Source organism: Bartonella sp. AA9NXGY (assembly GCF_042196845.1).
Taxonomy (GTDB): Bacteria; Pseudomonadota; Alphaproteobacteria; order Rhizobiales; family Rhizobiaceae; genus Bartonella.
Genome location: NZ_JBHIRB010000004.1, coordinates 68759 through 79704, shown reverse-complemented (window position 1 = coordinate 79704; position 10946 = coordinate 68759). Strand labels below are relative to the sequence as shown.

General features: G+C 38.8%; 8 protein-coding genes, 1 other RNA gene and 2 pseudogenes. 5 read left to right on the top strand and 6 right to left on the bottom strand.

The genetic code is table 11. The annotated features are described in order from the left end of the window. Nucleotides 1-526 precede the first annotated feature (526 nt). Nucleotides 527-652, top strand: a complete 126-nt coding sequence (ykgO, locus tag ACFIM6_RS03430) for a type B 50S ribosomal protein L36 (RefSeq protein WP_004863016.1) — start codon at nucleotides 527-529, stop codon at nucleotides 650-652. A gap of 157 nt (nucleotides 653-809) precedes the next feature. Continuing rightward, nucleotides 810-1595, top strand: coding sequence for a tetratricopeptide repeat protein (locus ACFIM6_RS03425; RefSeq protein ID WP_375611659.1), 786 nt, complete (start codon nucleotides 810-812; stop codon nucleotides 1593-1595). A gap of 881 nt (nucleotides 1596-2476) precedes the next feature. Here ACFIM6_RS03425 and ACFIM6_RS03420 read toward each other — a convergent pair. Beyond that, nucleotides 2477-4177: a DNA polymerase gene (locus ACFIM6_RS03420; RefSeq protein ID WP_375611658.1), complete on the bottom strand. Its 1701-nt coding sequence runs from the start codon at nucleotides 4175-4177 to the stop codon at nucleotides 2477-2479. 538 nt (nucleotides 4178-4715) lie between these two features. On the opposite strand from ACFIM6_RS03420, the gene ssrS reads away from it, so the two are divergent. From ssrS to ACFIM6_RS03405, 3 genes are all read left to right on the top strand, one after another. Further along, a non-coding RNA gene (gene ssrS, locus ACFIM6_RS03415) (6S RNA) lies at nucleotides 4716-4876 on the top strand. A 344-nt stretch (nucleotides 4877-5220) separates the two neighbouring features. After that, nucleotides 5221-5826 carry a 5-formyltetrahydrofolate cyclo-ligase gene (locus tag ACFIM6_RS03410; RefSeq protein ID WP_375611694.1) on the top strand — a complete coding sequence of 202 codons (606 nt, stop codon included), beginning with the start codon at nucleotides 5221-5223 and terminating at the stop codon, nucleotides 5824-5826. Nucleotides 5827-5844: 18 nt separating this feature from the next. Continuing rightward, nucleotides 5845-6666: a TIGR00282 family metallophosphoesterase gene (locus tag ACFIM6_RS03405; protein ID WP_375611657.1), complete on the top strand. Its 822-nt coding sequence runs from the start codon at nucleotides 5845-5847 to the stop codon at nucleotides 6664-6666. 345 nt (nucleotides 6667-7011) lie between these two features. Here ACFIM6_RS03405 and ACFIM6_RS03400 read toward each other — a convergent pair whose 3' ends face one another. The 5 genes and pseudogenes from ACFIM6_RS03400 to murA all read right to left on the bottom strand — a co-directional run bounded on the left by ACFIM6_RS03400 (nucleotide 7012) and on the right by murA (nucleotide 10867). Further along, the gene (locus ACFIM6_RS03400; protein ID WP_375611656.1) at nucleotides 7012-7368 is read right to left on the bottom strand and encodes a helix-turn-helix domain-containing protein; all 357 of its coding nucleotides are present in this window, start codon (nucleotides 7366-7368) and stop codon (nucleotides 7012-7014) included. A gap of 278 nt (nucleotides 7369-7646) precedes the next feature. After that, nucleotides 7647-8003, bottom strand: coding sequence for a helix-turn-helix domain-containing protein (locus ACFIM6_RS03395; RefSeq protein WP_375611655.1), 357 nt, complete (start codon nucleotides 8001-8003; stop codon nucleotides 7647-7649). 458 nt (nucleotides 8004-8461) lie between these two features. Next, nucleotides 8462-8800: pseudogene (locus ACFIM6_RS03390) on the bottom strand (UDP-N-acetylglucosamine 1-carboxyvinyltransferase); the annotation flags it as partial. A gap of 353 nt (nucleotides 8801-9153) precedes the next feature. Continuing rightward, nucleotides 9154-9480, bottom strand: a pseudogene (locus ACFIM6_RS03385) (UDP-N-acetylglucosamine 1-carboxyvinyltransferase); the annotation flags it as partial. A 91-nt stretch (nucleotides 9481-9571) separates the two neighbouring features. Next, a complete protein-coding gene (murA, locus tag ACFIM6_RS03380) occupies nucleotides 9572-10867 on the bottom strand; it encodes a UDP-N-acetylglucosamine 1-carboxyvinyltransferase (RefSeq protein ID WP_375611654.1) in 1296 nt (431 codons plus the stop codon). Between the last annotated feature and the right edge of the window lie 79 nt (nucleotides 10868-10946).

The window sequence follows — 10946 nt, the reverse complement described above, 5'->3', positions numbered from 1 at the left end:
AAGCCCCTTACGTTTTAAGAAGCCACACCTTGCCCTTAACGACAAAAACCCACACCACTTCAACAATCCAACGGCTCAACAGCGCTCCTGATCTTTCAACACTCCCTAACAGAGCTTATTTGTTTAAAGCTGAAAAGGCTTTTACTTTTTTCCACTCTTTGTGCTTTTTTGTGTCCTTTTTTTACGAGAAAATTTTTACCTTCAAGGCAACCATTAACACACCCTAAGGAATTTGTAAGGGATATACCCTTGACAAGAATAAGACTTCTTGTTAAATCTCTCCTACTTTTTTGCAATTTTCACTTATCGTTGTGCTAATGAAGTGGTTAATGCGTACCTTAAGAGTGCGCTTTTCTTTTTGTGATCACAGTGAAAAGGTGTATCGTGTGATGTTATCATGCAAGTACGATATCGCAATGCAATGCTCATAGAGTAAGCAGTCTATTGGGGTTGTAATATTGTATTTTCGTGTTTTAATATTGTATTATAGTATTGTGTTACGTAAACTATTTAAACGGTGAATATGATGAAAATTAAAAATTCGCTTAAAGCACTAAAAGAGCGCCACCGTAACAATCGTTTGGTGCGTCGTAAGGGTCGTGTTTATATTCTTAATAAAACGAACCCACGTTTTAGAGCACGTCAGGGCTAATTCTTTTAGGACTAATTTCTTTAGGATCAATGTTTTTATGCCTACTTTAATTGTAGGCTTAAAAAAATTTTATTGCGTTTTTTTGGTTATAAGTCCGTTGATTACAAGTCTAGTATTTGATAATATTTGGTGATTTATCTTTTGGGGGCTTGTTTTTATGGATTCTTCTATTTTTTTAAAAGCCTTTCGATTTTTTCAGCTGCGTTTTTTCTGTATTTTTCAGCGCGCGTTTTTTCTTTTTTTTGTTGGCGTTTTTTGTTTTGTTCCCTCGAGCTATGGGCAAAATCCTCCTTCTCTTCCTGAAGATCGGCCTTCTCCACAATCGCTTTTACCGTTAGATGATCTTATTCCCAATTCTCCTCCCCCTTCCTCAACGCCCTCCGATTCTGATTCCTCGGCGGTTATTCTTGAAGATCTTGACAAAGAGCAGCTTTCCCATGTTGACAGAGTTAAGCAGCGCAAAGAAGCAGAAATTTCACGTTTACTCAAAGAGTTGAAATATTGTGCTGATGTTGCTAAAGCGAAAAAGATCAGTCAACAACTTCAACATTTATGGTCCCAATCGGGGAGTGAGACGATTGATCTTTTAATGTCATGGGCCGAAAATGCACTCAACAGCGACGATTATGGACTTGCGCTTGATTATATTGACAATGCTCTTGCACTTTTACCTACTCATTCTGAAGCTTGGATAAGACGCGCTTGGATTCACATTCAACTGAACGATTTCAAACTTGCCCTGCTTGATCTCAACCATGCTCTTGAACTTGAGCCGCGCAATTATAGTGCTTTTTTTGAACTTGGCGTTGTCATGGAAGCAACGGAGCGTCCCAAACTTGCTCTTAAAGCTTATGAAACAGCATTGGATTACTATCCACAAATGCGCAGGATTCAAAAGCGCGTGCAAGCTCTGTTAGACGAACAATCACCACAAGCTCTTTGAAACCATTCAAGAACGAGACACTTTACGACATCCTTTCAAATCTAGATAAGACGCAAGCCGGCTTCACATTCCACTCAATAAACTCAGTCCCTGCACACGCCATCAAATACCATCCCAAGAAATTCCCCCCCCAAGCAATTGACAATGTCTTTTTTGAATTTGGACCTTTTTTGTATTGAAGGCAGGGTCCAAACACTTCCAATATACTTCCTTCAGAATTTCTCTCATAGCAAAAAAACGCTGCACGCCTGCGTTCTCTTCACACCGCCTCTTTTTTTCACTATCCCTCCATCATGGATAAAAAGATGATAAAACACGATCCTCAAAAAATATTTTTTGAAAAAAGCTTAAAACATCGCTTAGCCCCTCTGATAAATAGTCATCGTCTTTTTTTTATTTTTATAAAACCATAGCAGCACATACCATATCGGCTCTCTCCCCCCCTCAAAGTTGATAAAACAGCACTGAAATATTCCCTACAAGGAAAAAACTTCAAAGACGCAATATCAGTTAAACAAACATCCTTAAATAAAAAATATTTCCCCTTCAAAGCTCCCCGAAACATTCCCCCCGAAACATAAAAATCAAGCGATTGCCAATGCATATCCTCCCCACACCTTAAAGCACGAAGTCTCTTAACCCACTTCGGACTGTAAACAATCCGAATTCTAGTAGACTTCACTTGGTTTCCCACATATGGGATTTTCTTAAACTTAAGGACATTGACCACACACATAAAAACATTGAACCTATCAAGGATAGCAACCTTATATTGCCAGTAAATAACAGTATGTTACGCCATAACAGGATAAAATTTGATACCATCACGCCTTTCTATGCACGTTTTCATCTCCCAGTATACTCACTTTTCCTATTTTCCTTTAAATTGAAACAAATCTTTCTATTGGGTATAGACCACCAACACCCATTTTAAAATCTGTCATTTTAACGCTTTTACCAAGTTGAAAATCATCCAATGACTTGATATGAGGCGTTAATTTGTCAGAAGGTATATATGGGCAAACTGCTTGAAAAGTATTATCTTCAAATTGCAAACAATACCGACGACGAGCTAAATATTTAGCTGCTATAATTTTCTTTTTATTTTCTAATTTCCAAGCCCCTATTTTAGAGGGATGAATATCTAATTTTTTAGCATTTTCAGTTTTGAAACAATGGATACTATCAGTGTCACAATAGATAAAATTTTCAAGTCCAATTTTGTAAATAGACTCAATTAAAAACATACGAGCATAGCTTCCAGCAAATAAAGAAATTGGCAAATAACCACATTTTTGGAATATTGTTTCACCCCAAATAAATCTAAGAACATCATTTTCAAATTCGATATATCTTTTAAATCTATGAGGACGTTCAGCCATTTTTCCACATAATGAATTAAGAAACATTTTTCCTATTCTGCTGATTGTTTTATCTGAAGAATTTTTCAATTCAAAAAATTCATCAATATAATCAGTAAAAAGGTCATCTCTTGCTTGAAAGAGATAACCATCTAATAATTCCAAATTTTGGTAGTGATAAGATTGTTTAAACAATTCAAATTCTTGTAATGTTAACATGAATATTTTTTTATGTTCACATTCGTGTTCAGATAAAATTTGTAAATATTCAACACCCCCAGATGATGATTGTCTGTTATTATTTAAAATAGGTATTTTGTTTTCTCTTAATTCTGCTGAATTTATATAAAATCTTTGAAGACCTAGAGGGTGTAAGTCATTAGTTTCAATTTTACCTTTTTTATAAAGAGGTGCCCCTATAGGTAATTGTTTTAACATCATAGCAGGGCCCATACTATTGACATCATAAATTTCAATTTCTTTATTTATGAATTTACCCATATATCTATTAAAAAAACAAAAACCACCGTCATTTGCTTTTCTAAAAATATAATCATCACCTTCTTCTAAAGATGGGAATAAATATGTTTCTGCTTTAATTTTTGTAAATTTTTTAAACATTTTTTCTGACCATACAGCTTTAGCATCAGCTGCAAAAGTCATTTTATTTCTTCCCCATTGGAGTCTTTTTTTGAGAGCAATGGCTAATCCCTTGCTTTCATTCACACAGCAATCGATATCATTTTGATGAATAATAACATCATCAATGCACTCAAAGAGAGAAGATTCACTTTGTTTTAAATCGGTAAAAGCTGTTATTATGTCTTGCAAAGGAACTAAAAATAACTCTAATGAATCGAATAGATAAACTCTTTTTGATTTATTTGATTGAAATGCAAGTTCCGATCTAAGAACTCTAGCATTTTGCGAGATAAAATCATAAAATTTAGGTGTTATAAGATCATTTTGATTAAAATGACACCAAGATCGAATAATAGCATAATCATAGTTTAGGTTATAAGCATAAAATCTTGTACTGTTTTCTATTTTTTTCACAAATTCTAAAAAAAGTCTAACAGGATCACCATCGTTTATTGTAAAAACAGTGATATCTGTTAGATCTTCAACATTAACAATTGAAACCATATAGGGCTTAACAGGTTCTTTAATTGTCGCCTTGAAAGTAAAAGTATATAATTTTCTAAAGTTGATAAGTCTCATGTTTCCTCCCTTTTTAGATTTTATCACCTCTTTATTGTGTTTGCTTCATTCTAAAGACAAAAAATATTTATCTTTTACTATATTTCGCTCTTCACGAACACTCTCATAGCCTTCACCCCATGATTGCAGATACCTTTTTACACTTAGAAAATCATAGAAACGAAAAGCGTTCACAATTTGCCCTCAAAGTTGATAAAACAGCACTGAAATATTCCCTACAAGGAAAAAACTTCAAAGAAGCAATATCAATTCAACAAACATCCTTAAATAAAAAATATTTCCCCTTCAAAGCTCCCAGAAACATTCCCCCCGAAACATAAAAATCAAGCGATTGGCAATAAACCGTTCTACGTCACTCAAACACCCACCCCCACTCATATTTTTTGCTTTTTTACTTTGAATAAGCCATCCATCATACAGCCATTTCGAGCAACCACCGACAATATCATCAATCTCTCCTGAAATACTTTATGAAAAAGAAGAGAGCGAGGTTATTTTATCTCTAGCAGAAACTCTGAAATTGTTTTATATTAAGGAGGGTGTTCTGCGCTTCTCGACAGGAAATAACGTATTCCTGAGACCTTAATGATCTCCAAGGGAGCTGTCTCTGATCAAGCCCGTGGGCTTTTTCATATGGCGCCCACCTATTTGTATAGGTTCCCGGGATCAGCTTTTTCCATCGGCTGTTGTGGATCACCCTTTATTTGTATAACTTTTTTGCATAAAAATTTTTCCAGCTAAAATTGAGAGCGTCCTTTTACATAAGACCAATGACGATACTCTCTTTTCAAGAAATAAAAATGACGAGGGGCTTTATTTTATAAAACAGACAGCACTGACAAAATAATCCCCTCTGTGAATCTGCTTCACCCCTTCGCACACAGCAACGCAAAAGCGGCTTGTCGCACCAAAATACCCCCTAAAGAGCACACACTTTTTTTCATGCTTTTTTTTTCATGAGCACAGCTCTTGTCCTAACAGAGATTTACAAAACGCCAACAATGGATAAAATACCAGCATCTTATAAAACAATTGACGAGACAATGACAAATAATCCCCTCTATGAATCTGCTTCATCCCTTCGCACACAGCAACGCAAAAGCGGTTTATCGCGTCGTGATGCTCTTTTAACAGAAGAGCGTGCACTCTTTTCGCAGCGTGCTTGTTGCCACTTTATTGAATACCTTGAAAAGAAGGGAACCGATTTTTCACGCCTCATTTTAGCAGGCTATTGGCCCATTAAATCGGAAATTGACCCGCGTCCTTTACTGGATGCTGTAGCGTTACGCGGTGGGCATTTAGCCTTACCAGCAGTTCTTGATTCCACCACCATGATTTTCCGTGCATTTTTGCCCAGCACAATTTTAGAGCCCATGCGTTTTGGCACCTTTGGTCCGGGTGCAGACAATGACGTTGTTGCCCCCAATAATATTATTGTTCCGCTTTCTGCATTTGATCGTCAATGTCACCGTCTTGGCTATGGAGGAGGATACTATGACCGTGCTGTTGCAGCTCTTGAAAAACAAGGGCATCAAATGATATTATGGGGCATAGGATTTTCATGTCAGGAGGTTTCCTCTATTCCTCCGACAGAATATGATCTACAGGTACAAGGAATTTTTACAGAAAAAGGTTTCTTAAAATGTTAAAATGTGATTAAAGCGCCTATGCGTTTTTTATTTTTAGGTGACATTGTTGGTAGCACAGGCTGTAAAGCTGTTTTTGAATACCTTCCTCAACTGATTGAGAAATGGCAGCTTGATTTTGTTGTGGTAAATGGTGAAAATGCCTCTGGTGGTTTTGGTCTCACACAAGAAACGTATCAAGATCTTTTGATGACCGGTGTTGATGTTGTCACCACAGGTAATCATGCTTTTTCTCACAAAGAAGCATTGCAGTATGCCCATGAGAGTGATCGTTTTTTACGCCCTGCCAATTTTTCGAAAGAAACTCCTGGAAAAGGTTCTGGTGTTTTTACGGCAAAAAATGGCGCCCGTGTTCTTGTCGCCAATCTGTTGGGCAACGTTTTTATGCCGTGTAAAGTAGAAGATCCATTTGAAACAGCGGAAAATATTCTGCTTGCCTGTTCGTTGATGGAGCAAGCCGATACGATTATTTTTGACTTTCACGCAGAAACGACAAGCGAGAAGCAATGTTTTGGCCATTTTCTTGATGGTCGTGTGAGTGTTATCGTTGGCACCCATACGCATATTCCCACGGCTGACGCGCAGATCTTAGAAGGTGGGAGCGCCTATTTAACAGATGCAGGCATGTGTGGAGATTATAATTCATCTCTTGGAATGGATAAAGAAGAACCCTTACACCGTTTTCTTTATAAGACGAAGCAAGATCGTTTTGAACCGGCATGTGGTCCTGCCACCCTTTGTGGTTTAGCGGTTGAGATTTCAGATCGCACCGGTTTAGCAGAAAAGGTCTCGGCAGTACGGATTGGTCCTCATTTAAAGCCTGAAGTTCCGGATTTTTGGTAGCTTCTTTTAAGCCACCCTTTTGATAGTTTCTTTCCAAGATTTTCTTTTGAGAACTCTATTTGACAAGACGACTTTTCCAGCCCTTCCCAAATCCCTACTAAAAACACCCCACCCTCCAATTTGCCTAATACAGCAACTTTTCTAGCACAAATAAGTCACTCTTTTAAAAAAAAAATAAAGGATAAAAGATAAAATTTTTCGTGATTTTTAAAACGATGAGAAGGAGGTTTTATTTGGACATTTCTGCGGGGGGGGGGGGAGGAGAAATGTTAACCCCCTTCTCTAGAAAAAGCTTTATATAATAATTTATTATTTAGCAAGAGCCTCTTTAATCTTTTTTTGATTCTAACGAAAATTTAATCTTAAAATTGCTTTCTGCTTTTTAGGTTTGAGCTCTCTAAAACTTTTCAAAAGGATGTGCTCTTCTTTGCTTGAGATCTCATCATCACAGCAATACAAGACATTTTCTTTTGTTGAGAGATCGGAGTAGAAAAAAGAAATGGGAACATTGAGAATATCAGCAATTTCTTGTAAACGCCCCGCTCCTATACGATTAGAGCCTTTTTCATATTTTTGGATTTGTTGAAAAGTCACACCTAACTGGCTACCTAATTTCTTTTGCGGCATTCCCAGCATTGCTCTTTTAAAGCGAATTTTTCTGCCTATCGAAATATCGTTAAAGTGTGGATTTTTAGTTTGCACGTCAAGCTCCCCTGCCGGTTGCGAGCGCCTCTTATGCGTATTCCGGGAGTCAAAAACACTGAGTTCAGTCAGCTTTTTTGCTTTTAGTGCTCATCGCACCTGGACATAGCAAAAACTCCCAGAATCTCGCGATACTTATAAAGCAGGCCAATGTTTCATCTTGGATTTTCAGGCTTTGGGTTTCACCATTCAACCACACTGTACGACGAGAACCCTGGTGCTTGTTCATAAAATAATTTCTGGAGACCAGCAATAAAATTTAAAACAGTGTTTTTATCTCATGAGACAATCAAACACAAAATTGCTTTCTGTTTTTGAGGTTTGAGCTCTCTAAAACTTTTCAAAAGGATGTGCTCTTCTTTACTTGCGATCCCTTCATCACAGCAATACAAGGCATTTTCTTTTGTCGAGAGATCGGAGTAGAAAAAAGAAATGGGAACATTGAGAATATCAGCAATTTCTTGTAAACGCCCAGCTCCTATACGATTAGAGCCTTTTTCATATTTTTGGATTTGTTGAAAAGTCACACCTAACTGACTACCTAATTTCTTTTGCGACATTCCCAGCATTGTTCTTTTAAAGCGAATTTTTCTGCCTATCGAAATATCGTTAAAGTGTGGATTTTTAGCTTTCACTTCAAGCTCCCCTGCCGGTTGCGAGCGCCCTCGCATTGGTATTCCGGGAGTCAAAAACACTGAATCCGAGTCAGCTTTTTTGCTTTTAGTGCTAGAGCGCACCTGGACATAGCAAAAACTCCCGGAATCCCGGGACACCCACAAGAGTAGGTTCATTTTACGCTCGGATTTTAGGGGTTTTTGAATCCCTCTTGGTCGTTGCGTAGACGACCAAAGTTACCCTTTAAGGTATAAAGCAATTTCATGAAATTAGCAATAAAATTTAAAAACAGTCTTTATTTTATGAGCTCCACCCCCGCCTCTCAAACTTTTATGCTCGCTCGTAAAAACCATGAGATAAAACCCACGTTTATTGAGAGAATTAACAACCCTTTATTTTTGAGATCAAGCCTCCCAAAAGCACACCTAACAACATATCACCCCCTCCCAAAGCCATTTTTGAGAGACATCTTACAGATTTACACTGTGATACGTTGGATTTTTGCGCCACAACGAGCCAATTTTTCTTCTAATCTCTCAAATCCACGATCAAGATGATAAACACGATTGACGATTGTTTCTCCCTTTGCTGCCAATGTAACAAGAGTAAGAGGGCTGCAATCACAAGAGAAACAACAAGCACGCAAATCCGTCGCCATGATGAGTCCCCCCTTGCAAATTCTCTGTTCCATGAGATAGTTACCCTCTCGCCCATCAAGCTTTATTTGCGCCCTCAAGCGATTGAGTTCTTGAACATGCATAAAACGATTTTCGAAAACCGTCTCTGTAATATGCGCGATTCCTTCAGCCCGTGTCATGCACCCCGCGTCATGAGCGCCATGAACAAAACTTAGACAATAATCACGAGCCTCCTCAAGAGTGAGAGAAGCAAAACTTTACACGAAAGAAAAACCATTCCGAAAAGAAAACAGCAGCCACAAAAGCCATACCCTTGAAAGATGGAGATTTGAAAGAACTATTGAGAAAATCATCAAGAATGTACGGCTCCAAAATTCCACAAGCAAGAGAGTAAACCATTAAAAATGCACCAGCCAAGCCCAGCCCCTCCCAACAAGCAAACATTGTGTTAAAACGCCCCCAAGCAATCGCCCCCCTCAACCACAGCGCAAAGCATTCAGCATATCTTTAACAGGTTTACACTTTGAAAGCTTTACACTGTGATACGTTGGATTTTTGCGCCACAACGAGCCAATTTTTCTTCTAATCTCTCAAATCCACGATCAAGATGATAAACACGATTGACGATTGTTTCTCCCTTTGCTGCCAATGTAACAAGAGTAAGAGGGCTGCAATCACAAGAGAAACAACAAGCACGCAAATCCGTCGCCATGATGAGTCCCCCCTTGCAAATTCTCTGTTCCATGAGATAGTTACCCTCTCGCCCATCAAGCTTTATTTGCGCCCTCAAGCGATTGAGTTCTTGAACATGCATAAAACGATTTTCGAAAACCGTCTCTGTAATATGCGCGCTTCCCTCAACCCCGTGTCATGAAAGCATGCCGCCCACACAACAGCCACCCCCCAAGCAACCTCTCAAAGCCATTCTTTGGAGCATATCTTTGAAAGCTTTACACTGTGATACGTTGGATTTTTGCGCCACAACGAGCCAATTTTTCTTCTAATCTCTCAAATCCACGATCAAGATGATAAACACGATTGACGATTGTTTCTCCCTTTGCTGCCAATGCTGCAATCACAAGAGAAACAGAAGCACGCAAATCCGTCGCCATGACAGGAGCCCCTTGCAAATTCTCTGTTCCATAGACAGTTGCCGTCTGCCCATCAAGCTTTATCTGTGCTCCTAAGCGATTGAGTTCTTGAACATGCATAAAACGATTTTCGAAAACCGTCTCTGTAATATGCGCGATTCCTTCAGCCCGTGTCATGAGCGCCATGAATTGCGCTTGGAGATCAGTTGGAAAAGCAGGATAAGGTCCTGTTTTAATATCAACGGGCATAATTTTGGTGTTCTTTGGATTTCGCTTAATATGAATTCCTTGAGGTTCTATTTGAATCTCGAGTCCTGTTTTTTGGAGCACCTTAAGCACCTTTGTGAGATGATTAGGATTTGCATTTTTAAGAAAGACATCTCCTCCCGTCATAGCAACAGCCATTGCATATGTTCCCGCTTCGATTCGATCAGCAATAACGCGTACTCTAGCACCGTTGAGTTTTTTAACCCCTTCAATTGTAAGCGTTGTTGTTCCTTCACCGGTTATTTGAGCCCCCATAGCATTCAGGGTTCGAATAAGGTTTGTCACTTCTGGCTCACAAGCTGCATTCTCAAGAGTGGTTGTTCCCTTTGCCATTGTCGCCGCCATCAGCAGCACATGGGTTCCACCAACAGTGACTTTAGGGAAACGATAGTGAGCACCTTTTAACCCCTTTAGCGCTTTTGCATGAACATATCCATTTTCGATAGTAATCTGTGCGCCTAAAGTTTTAAGTCCCTCAAGGATAAAATCGACAGGTCTTGTTCCAATAGCGCATCCTCCAGGAAGCGAAACATAAGCCTCTGCGCATCGTGCAAGCAGTGGTCCGATAACCCAAAAGCTTGCACGCATTTTTTTCACCAGTTCGTATGGTGCCCGTGTTGTGGCTATTTTTTGCGCCGTAAAATGAATTGTTCTTGAATTCACACATTCATCGTTAAACTCTTGTCCATCAACGGCATATCCAACACCATGATTATTGAGAATACGAATAAGCAATTCAACATCGGCCAGATGCGGAATATTTTCTAAAGTGAGCGTTTCTTCTGTAAGCAGCGCCGCAATCATAAGAGGCAATGCAGCATTTTTTGCCCCAGATATAGGAATTGTTCCTTGAAGTTTTTTTCCCCCAACAATTTGAATAGAATCCATCGTGTTTTCCCTCTTTTCCTTTGTGCCTGCCCTTCCAAAGGATTGTCCCCCTTCGGGAAGTTATGCTTTATTAATCGTT

What these genes read in the sequence shown, in the direction of transcription:
- ACFIM6_RS03425 (WP_375611659.1), top strand. Translation starts at nt 810, where the DNA reads ATGGATTCTTCTATTTTTTTAAAAGCCTTTCGATTTTTTCAGCTGCGT.
- ykgO (WP_004863016.1), top strand. Translation starts at nt 527, where the DNA reads ATGAAAATTAAAAATTCGCTTAAAGCACTAAAAGAGCGCCACCGTAAC.
- murA (WP_375611654.1), bottom strand. Translation starts at nt 10,867, where the DNA reads ATGGATTCTATTCAAATTGTTGGGGGAAAAAAACTTCAAGGAACAATT.
- ACFIM6_RS03405 (WP_375611657.1), top strand. Translation starts at nt 5,845, where the DNA reads ATGCGTTTTTTATTTTTAGGTGACATTGTTGGTAGCACAGGCTGTAAA.
- ACFIM6_RS03420 (WP_375611658.1), bottom strand. Translation starts at nt 4,177, where the DNA reads ATGAGACTTATCAACTTTAGAAAATTATATACTTTTACTTTCAAGGCG.
- ACFIM6_RS03410 (WP_375611694.1), top strand. Translation starts at nt 5,221, where the DNA reads ATGACAAATAATCCCCTCTATGAATCTGCTTCATCCCTTCGCACACAG.